Origin of the sequence: Enterobacter sp. 237C8 (genome assembly GCF_034106865.1) — a bacterium.
Taxonomy (GTDB): Bacteria; Pseudomonadota; Gammaproteobacteria; order Enterobacterales; family Enterobacteriaceae; genus Enterobacter; species Enterobacter asburiae_B.
The window spans coordinates 306,078-322,523 of sequence record NZ_JAWNDF010000004.1 but is presented as its reverse complement, the minus strand read 5'-3'; the positions used below and the strand labels follow the sequence as shown (position 1 = coordinate 322,523).

16 protein-coding genes are annotated in these 16,446 nt (G+C 60.0%); 6 read left to right on the top strand and 10 right to left on the bottom strand.

Annotated features, from left to right (window positions below; all coding sequences use genetic code 11):
* Positions 1 to 9 precede the first annotated feature (9 nt).
* The 3 genes from USF70_RS14965 to USF70_RS14955 are packed head-to-tail and all read right to left on the bottom strand — an operon-like array spanning position 10 to position 3,904.
* Positions 10 to 1,629 (bottom strand): MFS transporter, encoded by a 1,620-nt coding sequence (locus USF70_RS14965; RefSeq protein ID WP_232938671.1) that lies wholly within the window; start codon positions 1,627 to 1,629, stop codon positions 10 to 12.
* Positions 1,626 to 2,033: a DoxX family protein gene (locus tag USF70_RS14960; RefSeq protein ID WP_232938670.1), complete on the bottom strand. Its 408-nt coding sequence runs from the start codon at positions 2,031 to 2,033 to the stop codon at positions 1,626 to 1,628. The genes USF70_RS14965 and USF70_RS14960 overlap by 4 nt, the downstream gene beginning before the upstream one ends.
* Positions 2,033 to 3,904 (bottom strand): amidohydrolase, encoded by a 1,872-nt coding sequence (locus tag USF70_RS14955; RefSeq protein ID WP_320735740.1) that lies wholly within the window; start codon positions 3,902 to 3,904, stop codon positions 2,033 to 2,035. Before USF70_RS14955 ends, USF70_RS14960 begins: the two co-directional genes overlap by 1 nt.
* 218 nt (positions 3,905 to 4,122) lie before the next feature.
* Between USF70_RS14955 and USF70_RS14950 the strand changes: the two genes are divergently transcribed.
* The 5 genes from USF70_RS14950 to USF70_RS14930 all read left to right on the top strand — a co-directional run bounded on the left by USF70_RS14950 (position 4,123) and on the right by USF70_RS14930 (position 11,345).
* Positions 4,123 to 4,809: a hydrolase gene (locus tag USF70_RS14950; protein WP_047742952.1), complete on the top strand. Its 687-nt coding sequence runs from the start codon at positions 4,123 to 4,125 to the stop codon at positions 4,807 to 4,809.
* Between the two features lie 61 nt (positions 4,810 to 4,870).
* The gene (locus USF70_RS14945; RefSeq protein ID WP_033144521.1) at positions 4,871 to 5,092 is read left to right on the top strand and encodes a DUF1427 family protein; all 222 of its coding nucleotides are present in this window, start codon (positions 4,871 to 4,873) and stop codon (positions 5,090 to 5,092) included.
* Positions 5,089 to 5,349: a XapX domain-containing protein gene (locus USF70_RS14940; protein WP_010427264.1), complete on the top strand. Its 261-nt coding sequence runs from the start codon at positions 5,089 to 5,091 to the stop codon at positions 5,347 to 5,349. Before USF70_RS14945 ends, USF70_RS14940 begins: the two co-directional genes overlap by 4 nt.
* Before the next feature lie 23 nt (positions 5,350 to 5,372).
* Positions 5,373 to 5,753, top strand: a complete 381-nt coding sequence (locus tag USF70_RS14935; RefSeq protein WP_033144522.1) for a response regulator transcription factor — start codon at positions 5,373 to 5,375, stop codon at positions 5,751 to 5,753.
* A gap of 9 nt (positions 5,754 to 5,762) precedes the next feature.
* A complete protein-coding gene (locus USF70_RS14930; RefSeq protein ID WP_320735739.1) occupies positions 5,763 to 11,345 on the top strand; it encodes an ATP-binding protein in 5,583 nt (1,860 codons plus the stop codon).
* Between the two features lie 3 nt (positions 11,346 to 11,348).
* Here the strand turns inward: USF70_RS14930 and USF70_RS14925 are convergent, their stop codons facing one another.
* Both USF70_RS14925 and USF70_RS14920 read right to left on the bottom strand, forming a co-directional pair.
* Entirely contained in the window at positions 11,349 to 11,966 is a 618-nt protein-coding gene (locus tag USF70_RS14925; RefSeq protein WP_320735738.1) for a response regulator transcription factor, read from the bottom strand.
* Between the two features lie 185 nt (positions 11,967 to 12,151).
* Complete coding sequence (locus USF70_RS14920; RefSeq protein ID WP_320735737.1) at positions 12,152 to 12,538, bottom strand: VOC family protein; 387 nt, start codon at positions 12,536 to 12,538, stop codon at positions 12,152 to 12,154.
* Between the two features lie 88 nt (positions 12,539 to 12,626).
* Here USF70_RS14920 and USF70_RS14915 point away from each other — a divergent pair, with 88 nt between their 5' ends.
* Positions 12,627 to 13,229, top strand: a complete 603-nt coding sequence (locus USF70_RS14915; protein ID WP_320735736.1) for an ATP-dependent Clp protease proteolytic subunit — start codon at positions 12,627 to 12,629, stop codon at positions 13,227 to 13,229.
* Positions 13,230 to 13,287: 58 nt separating this feature from the next.
* Here USF70_RS14915 and USF70_RS14910 read toward each other — a convergent pair whose 3' ends face one another.
* The 5 genes from USF70_RS14910 to USF70_RS14890 all read right to left on the bottom strand — a co-directional run bounded on the left by USF70_RS14910 (position 13,288) and on the right by USF70_RS14890 (position 16,442).
* The gene (locus USF70_RS14910; protein WP_033144527.1) at positions 13,288 to 13,584 is read right to left on the bottom strand and encodes a hypothetical protein; all 297 of its coding nucleotides are present in this window, start codon (positions 13,582 to 13,584) and stop codon (positions 13,288 to 13,290) included.
* Positions 13,585 to 13,725: 141 nt separating this feature from the next.
* Positions 13,726 to 14,976: a hypothetical protein gene (locus USF70_RS14905; protein ID WP_196354845.1), complete on the bottom strand. Its 1,251-nt coding sequence runs from the start codon at positions 14,974 to 14,976 to the stop codon at positions 13,726 to 13,728.
* 1 nt (position 14,977) lies between these two features.
* Positions 14,978 to 15,406, bottom strand: coding sequence for an IrmA family protein (locus tag USF70_RS14900; RefSeq protein ID WP_048980632.1), 429 nt, complete (start codon positions 15,404 to 15,406; stop codon positions 14,978 to 14,980).
* Positions 15,407 to 15,431: 25 nt separating this feature from the next.
* Positions 15,432 to 15,908, bottom strand: coding sequence for a hypothetical protein (locus USF70_RS14895; RefSeq protein WP_053085578.1), 477 nt, complete (start codon positions 15,906 to 15,908; stop codon positions 15,432 to 15,434).
* Between the two features lie 51 nt (positions 15,909 to 15,959).
* A complete protein-coding gene (locus tag USF70_RS14890) occupies positions 15,960 to 16,442 on the bottom strand; it encodes a hypothetical protein (RefSeq protein WP_033144529.1) in 483 nt (160 codons plus the stop codon).
* Positions 16,443 to 16,446: the final 4 nt, after the last annotated feature.

Here is a 16,446-nt window from a genome sequence, read left to right as displayed (position 1 = left end):
TGGTTATGGTTATACCGGCGCGACCAGGTAGCGTATTGCCGGTGATGTTGTGCCCTGATGAAAAGCCAGAACGCGGCTCTGCAGCAGGAGGTCATTCATGGTGTGGCGCTCCTGCTGGCGCAGATGCTCAATCCACGAGCCCATCAAGAAGGTCTCGATAAACAGGCCGGGGCGCTCGATATCCTCGTATACCGCCCAGCTCATCGCCCCGGCGCGGCGGCGCACCCGGCGCAGCTCGTGGACGGCTTCCAGGAAGGCTCTGGTGTTCTGCGGGTCGATGATGTACTCGTGCGATACCAGCACCGGGCCGCGCTCGTTGGGCAGATCGATCTCCACGCCGTCCAGCGGCTGGCCGCTGAGGTCGAGGTTCAGGTCCGGATCTTTCCCCAGCTTCCAGCGAAACACGGTGGCGCTCGCCAGCACCATCCCCAGCGTGGCGACAACCAGCGAGGTCGGTGTGCCGAAGCGGGAGGCGATCTGCCCCCAGATGGCGCTGCCCGCGGTCATCGAGCCGAAGAACACCGTCAGGTAGACCGCCAGCGCGCGGGCCTTCACCCAGCGGGCGGCGCTGCGCTGCGCGCCGAGGTTCAGTGTTGAGAGCACCGCAATCCACGCGAAGCCGGTGAAAAACTCAAACAGGTTGAGCAGCCAGACGTGGCGCACGAACGCCAGCGCCAGCATGGTGAGGGCAAAGGTCAGGCTGGCGGCCACCATCAGGCGGTCGGCGTCGAGCCGCTGGCGCAGGCGCGGCAGCAGAATGGCCCCGGCAATCGCCCCCAGGCCAATGCACGCCAGCATCACGCCGTAGCCCGCCGGGCCTAAGCCCAGCTCGCGGCGCGCCACCAGCGGCAGCAGCGCCCAGCCCGCGCTGCCGAAAACGAAGAAGGCCACGGTGCGCACCAGCACGTTGCGCAGCACCGGCGCGGCGTGCACGTAGCGGATGCCGGAGCGCACCGCGGAGAAGAAGTGCTCCGGCGGCAGGCGCTGCACGGACGGAGCCGGACGCCAGCGCCACAGCACCCACGCCACGCCGACCACGGACAGCGCGTTGAGGGCAAACACCATCCACGGCCCGGCGAGCGACAGCAGAAAACCGCCCAGCGCCGGGCCAATCGCCCGGCTGATATTCACTCCGAGCGAGTTGAGGGCCACGGCGGCGCCCAGCTCCGGCTTGCTCACCAGATCGGGCACCACGGCCTGGAACGGCGGCGAGCTCATCGCCGCGCCCACGCTCAGCAGAAACGTCGCCACCAGCAGAACGGCGGGGGTGACGTGTCCGGTGAAGGAGAGCACCGTCAGCCCGGCGGCGGCGATGAACACCCAAAGCTGGGAGAAGAGCAGGTATTTACGTCGGTCGACGATGTCCGCCATCACCCCGGACGGCAGGGCGAAGAGGAACATCGGCAGGCTGCTGGCCGCCTGCACCAGCGCGATATCCAGCGGGTCGGTGCTCAGGGTCAGCATGCTCCAGTTGATGCCGACGTCGCTCATCCATGAGCCGACGTTAGAGACTACCGTGGCGATCCACAGCATGCGGAACACCGGCTGGCTCAGCGGCTGCCAGGGCGAAACCGTCGGTGCGGGCGTCGTCTCGACGTGTGCGTCGCGAACGTCGTTAACCTGCGTCATGCGTACCTCTCCGCTGTCTTACGCTGCAGCCGCCACTGGCCCGGCCCGGTGAGGGCGAGGGTGGTGAAGATAATCAGCAGCAGCCAGCCAAACTGCCCTTCGGCAATCGACCAGTTCGGGTGGACCGCCAGCATCGCCACCAGCAGCACGGCGATAATCGGCACGCACGCCAGGCGGGTGTACACGCCCGCAATGATAAACAGCGGGCAAATCACCTCGGCGACAATCGCCGGGATCAGGCTGGCGTAAGGCCCGAAGCCGAATGGATCTTCAATGCGCGTCAGCTCGTCGCTGAAGTGCAGCACCTTCGGCAGGCCGTGCACGTACAGCAGCAGCAGGCTGCCGGTCAGGCGCAGGAAGAACAGCCCCAGGTCGACCCGGGGCGGAGCAAAGGTGTTTTTCATCAGAATGCAAAGCAGCTGCAGCCCAGCGCCCCCCAGAAAGCGTTATCGTCGGACACCGGCATCTCTGACGTGCGGGCGAAATCATGCTGGTGGCTGTGAACCCCGCACGGGCCGCTGCAGTGATGGATGGCGCTCATCCCGACGCGGGCGGCCTGCGGCGGCGCGCTGCGGTAGTGGCCCGGCACCTTCACCACCGGGGACCACTCGGGCAGAACCGGAATGGCCGGCGGCGCGAGCGGGCCAAAAGCGCCTGCGGCGTAAACGATATCGCCGTTGACCACGGTGAGGACGGACTCGATGCCCTTGATCTCCTCTTCCGGCACGCGGAAGTAATCTTTGCTGAGCACGGCCAGATCGGCGAGCTGGCCGACCTTGATCTGCCCCTTCAGGTTCTGCTCGCTGGAGAACCACGCGCTGCCCTGGGTCCAGAGCATCAGGGCGGTATCGCGGTCCAGACGGGCGCTGTGGTCGTACATCTGCATCCCGCCGACGGTGCGGCCGGAGACCAGCCAGTAGAGCGCGGTCCACGGGTTGTAGCTCGCCACGCGGGTGGCGTCCGTTCCTAAGCCCACCGGCACGCCGGTCTCGAGCATTTTCGCCACCGGCGGCGTGTGGCGGGTGGCTTCGATGCCGTAGCGCTCGGCAAAGTACTCGCCCTGGAACGCCATGCGGTGCTGGACGGCAATGCCGCCGCCGAGCGCTTTGATGCGGTCGATGTTGGCCTGGGTAACGGTTTCCGCATGGTCAAAGAACCAGTGCAGGCCGTTGAACGGAATGTCGCGGTTCACCTTCTCGAAGACGTCCAGCATGCGGCTGATGGATTCGTTGTAGGTAGCGTGCAGGCGGAACGGCCAGCGGTGCTCCACCAGATGGCGCACCACGCGCTCCAGCTCGTCCTCCATGCCCGGCGCAAGGTCCGGTCGCGGTTCGAGGAAGTCTTCAAAATCGGCGGCGGAGAAGACCAGCATCTCGCCCGCGCCGTTGTGGCGGAAGAAGTCGCTGCCCTGGCCCGGCGTGAGCATGTCGGTCCATTTTTCAAAGTCTTCCAGCTCGTGGCCCGGACGCTGGGTAAACAGGTTGTAGGCGATGCGGATGGTCATCTGCTTTTTCTCGTGCAGCTCGGCAATCACCTCGTAATCTTCCGGGTAGTTCTGGAAGCCGCCACCCGCGTCGATGGCGCTGGTCAGCCCCAGACGGTTCAGCTCGCGCATGAACTGGCGCGTGGAGTTGACCTGCTGCTCCAGCGGCAGCTTCGGCCCTTTGGCGAGCGTGGCGTAGAGGATCATGGCGTTCGGACGGGCAATCAGCATCCCGGTCGGGTTGCCGTTGGCGTCGCGCTGGATCTCGCCCCCCGGCGGGTTTGGCGTGTCTTTGGTGTAGCCGACCACCTTCAGCGCGGCGCGGTTGAGCAGGGCGCGGTCGTACAGGTGCAGGATGAAGACCGGGGTGTCCGGCGCGGCGTCGTTAATTTCATCGAGGGTCGGCATGCGGCGCTCGGCAAACTGGAACTCGGTCCAGCCGCCCACCACGCGCACCCACTGGGGCGACGGCGTGCGCAGGGCCTGCTCTTTCAGCATCCGCAGGGCGTCGGCCAGCGACGGTACGCCTTCCCAGCGCAGCTCAAGGTTGTAGTTCAGCCCGCCGCGAATGAGGTGCAGGTGCGAGTCGTTCAGGCCGGGGATGGCGGTGTGGCCTTTTAAGTCGACCACTTTGGTGCCTTCGCAGTGGTGCTGCATCACCTCGGCGACGGTACCCACTTCCAGAAATTTTCCGTCGCGCACGGCAACGGCTTCCGCAACGGGGTTCTCGCGATCGACGGTGTGAAACTGGCCGTTAACCAGAATGAGATCGGCTTTACCAAGGGTAACCATAAACTGCTCCTGACTGAGAGGGGAATGGTCAGGATTATGGGAACCGGTTTCGGCAAAGATCCAGTTATACAATAGGATAGGTATACCAAAGTATAACTATACCTAAGGTTAACTATACGAAGAGATAATTACGCGCAAAGAAGGAAAACCGCAGGATGAGGGTGACTTTATCGTCGCGGCGCTCGCGGCGATTTCACCCTTAACCACTGGAAAATGCTATGACCTCTTCAAAGCTCGAAGTGTTAACCCCTGCGAACTGTCAGATCATCTTTATCGATCACCAGCCACAGATGGCGTTTGGCGTGCAGTCTATTGACCGTCAGGTGCTGAAAAACAACACCGTGGCGCTGGCGAAAGCGGCTAAGGTGTTCAACATCCCGACCATCATCACCACCGTTGAGACTGAAAGCTTCTCCGGTAACACCTATCCTGAGCTGCTGGACGTGTTCCCGGGCCAGGACATTCTGGAGCGTACCTCCATGAACTCCTGGGACGACCAGAAGGTGCGCGACGCGCTGCAGGCCAACGGCAAGAAGAAAGTGGTGGTTGCCGGCCTGTGGACCGAAGTGTGCAACAACAGCTTTGCCCTGTGCGCGATGCTGGAAGGCGACTACGAAATTTATATGGTGGCGGACGCGTCCGGCGGCACCTCCAAAGAAGCCCACGACTACGCGATGCAGCGCATGATCCAGGCGGGCGTGATCCCGGTCACCTGGCAGCAGGTGATGCTGGAGTGGCAGCGCGACTGGGCGCGTAAAGAGACCTACACCGCGGTGATGGATATCGTGCGCGAGCACTCCGGCGCGTACGGCATGGGCGTCGATTACGCCTACACCATGGTGCACAAAGCGCCGTCTCGCCAGAAGAGCGAGCACCGCACCTTAGCGCCGGTCCCGGCACGCTAAGTTCCGCTGGCGGGCTGGTCCCTCATCCGGCTCGCCGCTGCCTCTTTCTCTGGAGTTCACAATGAGTACTGGGCTGATATCCCTTGCGGCAGGCGTGTTGATTGGCCTGATGTATGCCGTGCTGAAGGTGCGCTCCCCCGCGCCGCCCGCGCTGGCGCTGATTGGCCTGCTGGGGATGCTGGCGGGTGAACAGGCGACGCGACATCTGTTATCCCGCGACGGCGCGCCGCCGCCTCCGGTGACCGTTCCGCAGGTCAACTCGCAGACGGGAGCGTCGTCATGAAAGCATGGATAATTTCGCTGGTGTGCGGCGTGGTTGCTGGGGTAATTTACGCCCTGCTCGACGTACATTCCCCGGCACCGCCGGTTGTCGCCCTGCTTGGTCTGTTTGGCATGCTGGTGGGCGAGCAGCTCATCCCGGTGGGACGGCGTTTACTGAGTCGCGAACCGCTTACCCTCGCCTGGTTTCGTCACGAATGCGTGCCGAAAATCAGCGGCACGGCGCCCCCTGCGCCCGCGAAGGACGATCGCGACGTTTAATGATTTGTGAGAGGAAAGACAGCATGACGCTGCCGTGGCGCATTGCCATCATTGATGACGAACGATCCGTCCGCAGCGGGCTGAGTAATCTCCTGGAGTCGGAAGGCTATGCCGCCGATACGTTTGATTCGGCAGAGGTGTTTCTGAGCCATCCTTTCGCCCTGTCCGGCGCGGCGCTGGTGATCACCGATATCAAGCTGCGGGGCATGAGCGGCCTGGAGCTGTTTGAAAAGCTGCGGCTGCTGGCCGTACCGCCTCCGCCCGTGCTCTTTATCTCCGGTCATGCTGATGAAAATATGCAGCGGTACGCTCTTGATCTGGGCGCCGCTGCATTTTTGCGTAAGCCTATTAACATCGATATTCTGCTGGATCATATTCAGCGGGAGATGGCCCGCCGACAATAAGGATCGCGGATGAACGAACACGAGCAGCCTGCATTCTGGCCCGCCCAGGGGAATCTTCACCAGGGGCGGGTTTTTGTCCTTAAAGAGGATGTGATTTTTACCGTGCTGGCGCAGGAGGGCGGAATCGCCTGGATGCACGCGCGACATCCTCATTCCGGCGGCTCGTTCATTATCGCCACCGCGGTCAGCGACGAAGAGGAAGAGCGGGCCACCCGGCTGCTCAAAAACGAGTTTGCGCTGCGCAACGTGCTGCAGGACAGCTGGGCCATACGCGCCGTCGCGTCAACGCAGTACCGGGGGCGCTTCGCGCTGGTGTACGCCCCGTTTTCGTTTGAACTGCTGGCGCGGCGCGCGGGCAGGGCGATCTCGGGCATCACGCGCTTTCTCGAGATGGCGATCCAGATCTGCGTTCCCCTGCGCCAGATGCATCTGCAAAACCTGATCCACGGCGATATCAAGCCCGGCAGTATTTTTGTTCATCACGACGGCACCTGCCGTCTGGGCAGCTTTGGCCTTTCAAGCAGTCTCTCCGATGCCATCACCCAGACCCGGCTTGCCGTTTCAGGCGGTACGCCCGCGTATATGTCGCCGGAGCACACCACCCGCACCCAGCGCCCCGTCGACGGCCGCAGCGATCTCTACAGCCTCGGTATGGTGCTGTACGAACTTCTGACCGGACGCCTGCCGTTTGAGCTGGGGGAGGACGATCGAGCCAACTGGGCGCACTACCATATTGCCTCCGCGCCGCTGGCCCCGGACGCGATCCGCCCGGACGTGCCGGGAATGCTGTCGACCATCATCCTGAAGCTGCTGGAAAAGCACCCCGATAACCGCTACCAGACGGTCGACGGGCTGATTGCCGACCTCCGCCGCTGCCAGGCGACGCTGACCTGCGAGGGCGAGATCGTCGCTTTTACCCCCGGCCAGCAGGACCGCACCCCGGCGATCCATCTGGCGGACTCCCTCTTCGCGACGCATCCGCAGGCGAACGACGTTATTGCGGCGTTTGAGCGGGTGAGTCAGAACCTGGTGCCGGAGCTGGTGACAATCGGCGGGCCGTCGGGGATCGGCAAATCTTCGATCATCGCGACGGCGCTCAAAACGCTGCAGCAGCGTACGGTGCTGCTGGCGGTGGGCAAAGTCGACCAGTTTTCGCCGTCGCTGCCCTACGGCGTATTAAGTTCCGCGTTCCGCACCCTGACGCTGCACCTGCTGGGGCTGCCCGCAGAGGAGGTGGCGAAGTGGAAAATCCGCCTGTCTCGCGCCCTGGAGGGGCACGAGGCGCTGGCCGTCAGCCTGGTGCCAGAGCTGGGCCTGCTGCTGGAGAGCAAGCCGCGCTTCTCGGCGGATACGTTTTCCATTGATGCCCGGGCGCGCTTCAGCCATATGGTGCTGGCGCTGGTAAAAACCTTTGCCTCGCAGGGCTGCCCGCTGGTGCTGGTGCTCGACGATCTCCAGTGGAGCGACGCCGCCAGCCTGCACACGCTCAAATATCTGCTGATGAACTGCGGCGCTGTTCCGCTGCTGGTGGTCGCGGCCCACCGGGATATCAGCGCCGTGCCCGACGCCGCCCTGCAGGCGCTGCTGGCAGGCCTGCCGGAGGCGGCGCAAAACGCGAGCGAGATTGTCCCGCAGGCGCTTTCCGTAAAAGCAGTGGCGCGCTGGCTGGCGACGGTATTTCGCACCCGGAGCGCGGCGACGACCGACCTCGCCACGCTGATCCACGAGAAGACGGGCGGCAACCCGCTCTTTGTGCACGAGTTTTTCCGCCGCATCGTGGATGACGGCCTGGTGGTGCACAACAAATATCAGGACAAGTGGCACTACGATCTGCAGGCGATCCGCGCCAGGCATTACACCGAAAACCTCGTCACCCTGGTGCTGGAGCAGCTTGAAGAGCTGCCCGACGAGACGCGCCGCCTGCTGGGCAGCATCGCCTGCCTCGGCGGCACGGGCGAGATGGAGATGATCTGCCGCGTGGTCGGCATGTCGATGGCGGAAATGCGCTATGCGCTGCACCCGGCGGTGATGGCCCAGCTCATCGTGCTGGCGGAAAAAAAGTACGCCTTCACCCATGACCGGGTGCAGGAGGCCGCCTTTGCGCTGCTGGATCGGCATGAGAGAAGCCATATTCACCTGACCACCGCCAGCCTGCTGGCCGACGCCGCGCGTCAGGCGGCGGGGAATGAGCTGCTGTTCCGCGCCGTTCACCACGTCACGGCCGCGCTGGACAGCATCCAGCCCGCCCCGCAGCGGGAGATGTTCCGCGAGCTGAGCCTGCTGGCCGCGCGACGCGCGAAGCGCTCGGGGGATTATCCTTCGGCGCTCGGCTATATCCAGACCGCCAGAGCGCTGGGCAACGCCGGGACGGTGTCGGACTTTATGCTCGATATCGAAGAGGCGGGCTGCGAGTTTGCGCTGGGGCATCTGGAGCGCACCCGCGAGCTGTGTGACGCCATTCTCGGCTGCCCCGGCGGGCTGACCGAAAAGGCGCTGGCGGCCAACCTGCTGGTGGAGGTGTACATTCGCCAGTCGGACAGCCGTCTGGCGCTGGAGGCGGCACTCTGCTGGCTGGGGATTTTCGGGATCCAGATTAGCCGCTATCCGGAAGATGCCGACTGCGACGAGGCCTGGGCGCTGTTTTGCAACCGCACGGCCGACGCGCCGCAAACCCTGTTTGCCCAGCTGTCGCGGATGGATAACCCGGAAACCGAAGCGGTGATGAACCTGCTTTACAGCGCCAGCATTTGCGCCAGCTTCATCTGCCCGCGCCTGCACTTTTTGCTGCTCTGCCGCATGATGCACCTGACCCTCGACCACGGCATTACCGGCGCCTCCACCACGGCGATGGCCTGGTTTGGCGTGCTGATTGGCCACCGCTACGCCGAGTATCGCCTTGGGTTCCAGTACGGCACCCTGGCCCGCGAGCTGGTCAATCGCCACGGCTACGACGCGTTCGAAGCCAAAACCCTGCTGCCGCTCGACCAGCTCAGCGTCTGGACCCAGCCTTTATCGTTTACCATCGAGTGCGCGAAGGCCTGCTTCACCTCGGCGGTGACCCACGGGGATATGACGATGGCCTGCTTTGCGGCCTGCCACCAGGTGATTAACTTCCTCTCGCGGGGCGATCACCTGGACGGGGTGTTGACCAGCATCGATCGCGGCCTGGCGTTCGTGCGTAAAACCCACTTCCAGGACGTGGAAACCATTTTGATGGTCCAGCGCGGCTACGTTGAGTTTCTGCGAACGCCGGTCATCGGCACCTGGACCGCGTCGCAGGTGCTGCCGGAGGCGCTGCTTCCCGCGTCGCCGGAGCAGGCGCCGGAGAAGAACTCCACCATGCTGTTCTGGTACTGGCTGTATCGCGGCATGGCGCACTTTACCTGCGGCGAATATGCCGACGCGCAGGCGGATCTTGAGATGGCGGGCTGGTACGCGTGGTCTGCGCCGGGCCACATCCATCTACTGGATTACCATCTCTACAGCGCCCTGGCGCTCTCCCGTCAGCTAACGCCGGAGACCTTCTCGGCGAACCACCGCCGCAGCATTCACGCCCACTACGACAAAATCGCCCTCTGGGCGCGCGTTAATCCCGGCACGTTCGCGGATAAAGAGGCGCTGATTTACGCCGAAATCGTGCGTCTGGACGGAATGAACAGCATTGCGCTCGAGCAGTATGAGAAGGCGGTCCGGCTCTCCCGTGAGGGCGGCTTTAACCCGATCAACGCTCTGGCCCACGAGCTGGCGGGCCGCTTTGCGCTGTCCTGCGGCTACCCGACCGCCTCAGACGCGCACTTCCGCGGCTCGATTGCCGCCTGGGGCCGCGCGGGCGCGCAGGCCAAGGTGCGCCAGCTGGAGCAGGATTTCCCGCACCTGCTGGCCTCCGGGCAGGCCAGCGCCTACGACACGGTGGCGTTCGCCCAGAATGAGACGATCCGCGATCTGCAAAGCGTCATCAAAGCCTCCCGCGCGCTGTCGGAAGAGATTAACCTGGAGCGCTTAATCGAAAACCTGATGACCATCCTGCTCGAACGCGCCGGGGCGCAGCGCGGCCTGCTGCTGCGCGTGAGCGAGAGCCTCATTCCGGAGATCGAGGCCAGCGCCTGGACCAGCACCGAGGGCGTGCGGGTGCGGATCCTGAAAGACGTGCCGACGGCGACCGACCTGCCGCTGTCGGTGCTGGCGGCGGTGATCCGCACCGGGCAGGAGATCCGCACCGGCAGGCCGGAGGAGTTCCATCCCTTCAGTCAGGACCCTTATCTGGTGACCTCGGGGGCGGCGGTCATGTGCGTCCCGATGTTCAAACAGGCGCGGCTGGTAGGCGTGCTCTACCTCGAAAACCGCCTGATGCCGGAGGTCTTCACCGCCGAGCACTCGCGCGTGGTGAGCCTGCTGGGCGCGCAGGCTGCGGTATCCCTTGAGACGGCGCGGCTGTACGCCGAGCTGCTGGCGGAGAACATCCAGCGCCGACGGGTGGAGAAAGAGCTGCGATCCAGCCAGACCTCGCTGATGCTCGGCGAGCAGATCAGCCACACCGGCAGCTGGCGCTGGGAGCTGGAGCAGGATCTGATGTTTGTCTCGGAAGAGTACGCCCGCATTCTCGGCCTGCCCGGGCAGCAAAAGACGATCTCCATGGCGGAGTTTTTGACCTTCGTCCATGAGGACGATTACGCCCGCATCAGCGCCATCGTCACCCAAAGCGTGCGCGACGGGCTCTCCATGCGCGCGGAGTTTCGCGTTAAGCGTACCGACGGCTCAACGCGCTACATCCTCGGGATTGGCGATCCGGTGGGCGTGGGCAGCGAGGTGAACGAGTATTACGGCATCATCACCGATATCACCGGCCAGCGCGCGGCGGAGGATGCCATGCGGGTCGCGCAGGCTGATCTGGCGCGGGTTTCCCGGGCCACCACCGTCGGGCAGCTGACCTCCTCCATCGCCCACGAGATCAACCAGCCGCTGATGTCGATCGTCTCGAACGCCGGGGCGAGCCTGCGCTGGCTCAACCGCGAGCCCGCCCGGCTGGATAAAGTGCGTGAGGGGCTGGAGGAGATCGCCGCGGAAGGCGCGCGGGCGGGGGAGATCATTCGCAGCATCCAGTCCCTGACGCGCAAGCAGGATCCCACCTTCTCGCGCATCGACATGCACTACCTGATCCACCATATCATCACGCTCTCCCGCAGCGAGCTGGAGCAGAGACACATTAGCGTTGATTATCTGTTACAGGCGCAGAACAGCTCTATCATCGGCGATAGCGTGCAGATCCAGCAGGTGCTGTTGAACCTGGTGATGAATGCGGTAGAGGCGATGGCCGAGGTGAAGGATCGCGCCAGCACCATAACCCTCAGCACCGCCAACGCGGACGGGAAAGTGATCGTCGAGATCGCCGATACCGGGAGCGGCATTGAGCCCGAGCGGCTGGAGCAGATTTTTGACTCGTTCTACTCTACCAAAGCGCAGGGGATGGGGATGGGGCTGACCATCAGCGCCAGCATCATCGAGCGTCACTGCGGGAAGCTGAGCGCGCGCCGCAGGGAGCCGTACGGCACGGTGTTCGCGTTTGCGCTGCCGCTGGCGGCGCAGGAAGGGTAAAGGTTACTCCGCAGGCTGGCTATTGGTCAGGCGCTCAACGGCCCTGACCAGCTCCGCGACGGAGCGCACCTGCATTTTCTCCATCACGCGGCGGCGGTGCACCTTCACCGTGATCTCGCTGACGCCCAGCTCGGCGGCAATCTGCTTGTTCAGCATGCCGCTTATCGCCAGCGTCAGCACCTCGTGCTCGCGCGGGGTGAGGGACATGTGGCGCTGCTTCAGGGCGTAGTGCTCTTTATTGCGCACGGCGTTGTGTTCCGCCAGCTGAAGCGCGGACTCAATGGCATCGATAAGCGCAATGGATTCGACGGGCTTGGTGAGAAATTCGTACGCGCCGCCTTTAATGGCGCGCACCGACATCGGGATAGTGCCGTGGCCGGTAAGAAAAATAATCGGGATTTCGCGCCCGCTGTCCTTAAGAGCGTCAGCCACTTCAAAGCCCGAGATGGCGGGCATTTGCATATCGAGGACCACGCACGACGGGAGCTCTTCAAAGCGGTGTTGAAGAAACGCTTCTGCCGATGAAAAGCCGACGGCGTTCAGGTCCGCCGAATCCAGCAGCCCGATCACGGACTGCCTGACTGCGTCATCGTCATCAACCACATACACAATGTGTTCCATTCACCGCCCCGGTGCTGATTTACATGTCGAGGTTGCAAACAATCCCGCCGGTTACGTAAGGGACTGTTTATGCTGACTTTCATCTTAACACATTAACTATCATTATCATTTAACAATATGATAACCGTATGAAGATGAAGTATAGCGATATGTGACCGGGGCGGCTAAGCAACGAAACGCTGATTTTATGCACCCACAAGCTCGATGCGGTTGCCGTCCGGATCCGCAATTACCGCTTCATAGAAGCCGTCCCCGGTCCTGCGCGGGGCGCTGAGCAGCGTGCCGTTGGCCTGTGCCCGCTCCGCCATGCTGTCGACCTGCGCTTTGCTGCCGACGTTGATGGCGATATGCGCCCAGCCGATAAACTCCGGGTGTGCAGGGGCGTCGGGCAGATTCGGCAGCGTCATCAGCTCGATGGTCGGCCCGTCATCCAGCGTAATAAAGTGTGATTCGAAACCGGGACGATTTTTACTGACGTAGCGTTCGTTACTGCGGCCACCAAACACCGTTTCCCAGAACTGAACCTGCGCGTTCAGGCTGCGGGTCCAGAGTGCGACATGGGCAATATTCATAAGCTCCCTCGTTATTTGTCTGTGAGGACTTTCACCGGTAAAACAGGCTACACTCTGGTTTTGAGCGCGACAAGCTGAGGAAATAACAATGCACTACACACTGAAAGATAGCGACAAGGAAAAAGCGGAAGGGTCAAACGGCGCGGGCGCTCTGCAGCAAAAACTGCTGGAGTCTCGTTCGATTGTGATCTCCGGTGAGATCAACCAGGAGCTGGCGCAGAAGGTCATCACCCAGATGATCCTGCTGCAAAGCGTCAGCAACGATCCGATCAAGCTGTACATCAACAGCCAGGGCGGCCACGTGGAAGCGGGCGATACCATCCACGACTTCATCAAGTTCATCCGCCCGGAAGTGCACGTCATCGGCACCGGCTGGGTGGCGAGCGCCGGGATCACCATCTTCCTGGCGGCGAAAAAAGAACACCGCTACTCGCTGCCGAATACCCGCTTTATGATCCACCAGCCGCTGGGCGGCGTGCGCGGTCAGGCAACGGATATTGAGATCGAAGCGCGCGAGATCATCCGCATGCTGGATCGCGTGAACAAGCTGATCGCTGACGCCACCGGCCAGCCGCTGGAAAAAGTGAAAAAAGACACCGATCGCAACTTCTGGATGTCTCCGGCAGAAGCGCTGGACTACGGCATCGTGGGTAAACTGATTAGCCATTATGACGAGCTGAAGCTGGATTAAGTTTTCGCGGTGTGTTTGTGTCGGGTGGCGGCTTCGCCTAACCCGACCTACGCCGGACCTAGCGTACCTCGAACACCACCGCCATCCAGTTCGTTCGCGTGCCTGGCGGAAACGCCGGGTAAGGATCGAGCCGTGTACATGCCCCCGCCCAGATGTATGTATCCTCATCAATGCGATACCAGTGCGCGTTGCCTTCCACAGCATCCCCCATCACCGCAGCCTGCACCGTCAGCTGGCTTCCCGCAGGGAGTTCACGCGCCACGGGCGAGAATACCGAGGGGTTCTGTTTACGCGTGTAGACCGCTGTTGTGGTCTTAACAAAGCCAGTGACCGGCAGTTCAGTGAAATCGCTCATTTCAGGCCTCATGACAGTTCTCTCTTAACGTAACGATATAAGCCGCTGTAAATATGGCGATCACGATAAAGCGTGAAACTGTCAGAATGTGTCATGCAGAAGTCTGAAAGGCACCCGTTGAGCGGGTGCCTGGAGGATTACTTAATTCTGGGCTGCGATGCTGATAAGTTCGTAGATTTTTTTTGCCCCGGCATTTGATTGAGTCAGTTCAATATTATGTTTCTGGCCATTCTTCATATGCAGGACAATTTTTTTATTAAAGGATCCTTTTATTACTACGCTACTGACTTCGCTGAAGCGGGCGTAGAAAGTTTCATACAATTTTCCCAACACGCAAAAAACACCGTCATCGGTTAATACCACACCATGATCCCCTTGGCCGAAAACCGTTTCGTCGTAGTAGAACAGGATCGCATCTTCCGTGAGAGGAGGCAGCGATTGACGATGACTGGCCGCCTGGACGAAATTGCTTATTTTTTTCGCGTTGAGATTGTCGTAGCGGTAAAAGTTGTGGTCTTTGTTCGTCGCATACTGTGTTAATTCCCCCCCGGCTGGTTTGTGTTCCAGCGCTGGCAAGGTTTGCTGTGGCTGTTGTGGTGTTGTTATCGTTGCCTCCGATACGGAACCAACCATAGAGGCACCAACAGCTCCCATCCCCGGAAGCGTCTGGGAGGTCACGCTATGTTGAATGGTGGTCACAGTTCGGGTGTAAGCGTTGACATGGCTCCCGCCTCGCATATGCGCTGATACGTTTTGCGGGGTTTTGACCACGGTCTGCACCGGGGTCAGCACGGTTCTGAATGCCGCGCGTAAGGATGCCACAATCGAGACGATCAGAAGTGCGATAAGTGGGACCGAAAGCCACATAATTGAAAAATAGAAAATACTTTGCTTAGTGTTGGTTGCCAGCTGCGTTAACCTGGAACAATAAAGCCCTGCAGTTATCACGTACACGACACCACAAGCGATAGTGGCAGCCATGTTGCTCTCCTCGTCCATTGCCATTTCCTGGATAACGGGAAAGAGCAAACATCCATAGAGAACAGCGCTAAAGAGCGCATCGGGAAGTAATGTTTTTATCGTCTCAAAGGCTTTCGCAATATTGTAGAAGATCCATAGAAGTAACAATATCCAGCCAATGACAGGAATAGCTGCGGCGATAGCCATAAGTATCATGCTGACGATCATACTGCCAAGAATATTGCCTAAATGCCCTTCCGAAATAAGATACCAGATAAAATACAGGAAGGAACCGGCGAGAACTGCCGGGAAGGCGACCACAACGCTTGCAGGTATAAAGAAAACGAACCCGCCAAAGATAAGTAATAACAAAAAGCAAAGGCCAGGTCCATTATTGTCAGGTGTTGAGTTTGCTTCAGCGTCTATAGACATATTAGTGATCTGCCTGTGGGTTAATGATAGGGAATGGAATAAATGCCCTTGGTGTAAGCAAACTGAGAGGTAAAGGCTGTTTGGTCTTTCCGTTAACTAATGCCAGTGACGTCAGGCGCAGCGTGAGATTGCTTTCGCAATAATGCTCGCCTTCGGCGAAAGCCGTTTGGTATCGCGTGGCATCAGAATCGCCGAATGGGTCTACCTGCAAAGTATCATGAGCTACAAGGTTATTTTTTGCATCAACGAGGTCAAAGCCTATCTCTAACGAACCAACGCTTTCCATGCCACTGTCCAGCGTGAAAGTGGCGCTGCACATCCCTTGATTTGCCCAGACGGTGTTTGAGTGCCAGATCTCAATCGCATGAGTTGGAGCAGCGAATAAAAGACATGCGAATACTGTGCTACAGTGTAAGTAACGGCTCATCATATTTTACCATCCTGAAAATGATGTATTAATCAACATAACCGTATGTTGCATCATCACCGGTGTCCGCTTCTTTTACGAGGCCTTGACCGCGATATTCATTAGGTAAAAACCCCCCATTAGTGCACTCTTTTTTCATGATGAGCTTTTGGTTTTTATATACTTTCAGGCCGGTATAATCCCATCCTTTTCCCGTACCGCTATAAACAACATAGCTGTAGTTGCCATTGATGAAACGATAATAGTAAGCGCCTCCACCTGAGAACGTCATTTCACCCAGGCGAACCTGCTTTTTGTCTCCCTCATTTTTGGGGAGAGTCATTTCTACTTTTTCAAGTGAGCCGTAATAATAAGTAGGAACATCGTGATCCAGACGGACGATAACGTATTTTCCGTTCGTGAGTTCGCAGTTGAAAATAAGTTCAGGCTCAGGCGGTGCAGCATGAACGCTTGGAGTTGTCGCCAGAAGTGTCAATAATCCAGCAGAGAGTAATTGAGATTTCAACGTTATTTTTCCTTAGCAGGTAAAGCAGCCGGTAATCCGGCTGCTATTTTATTATTGTGAAGCCAGTGTTTCTTGTAATTCATTCAGCTGTCCCTGCAGCTTCTGCAGTTCCATCTGTTTTTGCAATTCGGAAGCGCTTGGTTTGTTTTGCGCCTCCTTCATACTTTTTTCCAGGTCTGCAACTTGCTTTTGAGCATCAGCCCGGCCAGCTGTTTTTTTCTTCAACTGGGCGACCAGATTGTTCATCGACTTTTGCAGTTCTTGCTGCGATTTTTGTTTACTGGCTACGTTGGCATTGCTCAGTGCTTTCTCTTTTTCAATCGCATCATTCACCGCTTTGAACTCTTTATTCAGTTCCTGATCGTGTTGCAGCGTTTTTTGTTTATCTTCAACGCGCTTATCCCAGGTGCCGGAGTAGTTGCAGTTAAATTTGGTAATAATGCTGACATCACCGGTTGTCGGGTCACAATCTCGCGCGTTAGTGGCACAGCCGGCTAATATGAGTGCGCTGAGTGCAAGAAAAATATAACGCATTGCT

Excerpts from the sequence above, each read along its gene's own strand:
- USF70_RS14955 (WP_320735740.1), bottom strand. The coding sequence starts at position 3,904 with ATGGTTACCCTTGGTAAAGCCGATCTCATTCTGGTTAACGGCCAGTTT.
- USF70_RS14950 (WP_047742952.1), top strand. The coding sequence starts at position 4,123 with ATGACCTCTTCAAAGCTCGAAGTGTTAACCCCTGCGAACTGTCAGATC.
- USF70_RS14905 (WP_196354845.1), bottom strand. The coding sequence starts at position 14,976 with ATGTCTATAGACGCTGAAGCAAACTCAACACCTGACAATAATGGACCT.
- USF70_RS14935 (WP_033144522.1), top strand. The coding sequence starts at position 5,373 with ATGACGCTGCCGTGGCGCATTGCCATCATTGATGACGAACGATCCGTC.
- USF70_RS14930 (WP_320735739.1), top strand. The coding sequence starts at position 5,763 with ATGAACGAACACGAGCAGCCTGCATTCTGGCCCGCCCAGGGGAATCTT.
- USF70_RS14890 (WP_033144529.1), bottom strand. The coding sequence starts at position 16,442 with ATGCGTTATATTTTTCTTGCACTCAGCGCACTCATATTAGCCGGCTGT.
- USF70_RS14900 (WP_048980632.1), bottom strand. The coding sequence starts at position 15,406 with ATGATGAGCCGTTACTTACACTGTAGCACAGTATTCGCATGTCTTTTA.
- USF70_RS14965 (WP_232938671.1), bottom strand. The coding sequence starts at position 1,629 with ATGACGCAGGTTAACGACGTTCGCGACGCACACGTCGAGACGACGCCC.
- USF70_RS14925 (WP_320735738.1), bottom strand. The coding sequence starts at position 11,966 with ATGGAACACATTGTGTATGTGGTTGATGACGATGACGCAGTCAGGCAG.
- USF70_RS14945 (WP_033144521.1), top strand. The coding sequence starts at position 4,871 with ATGAGTACTGGGCTGATATCCCTTGCGGCAGGCGTGTTGATTGGCCTG.
- USF70_RS14915 (WP_320735736.1), top strand. The coding sequence starts at position 12,627 with ATGCACTACACACTGAAAGATAGCGACAAGGAAAAAGCGGAAGGGTCA.
- USF70_RS14940 (WP_010427264.1), top strand. The coding sequence starts at position 5,089 with ATGAAAGCATGGATAATTTCGCTGGTGTGCGGCGTGGTTGCTGGGGTA.
- USF70_RS14960 (WP_232938670.1), bottom strand. The coding sequence starts at position 2,033 with ATGAAAAACACCTTTGCTCCGCCCCGGGTCGACCTGGGGCTGTTCTTC.
- USF70_RS14920 (WP_320735737.1), bottom strand. The coding sequence starts at position 12,538 with ATGAATATTGCCCATGTCGCACTCTGGACCCGCAGCCTGAACGCGCAG.
- USF70_RS14910 (WP_033144527.1), bottom strand. The coding sequence starts at position 13,584 with ATGAGCGATTTCACTGAACTGCCGGTCACTGGCTTTGTTAAGACCACA.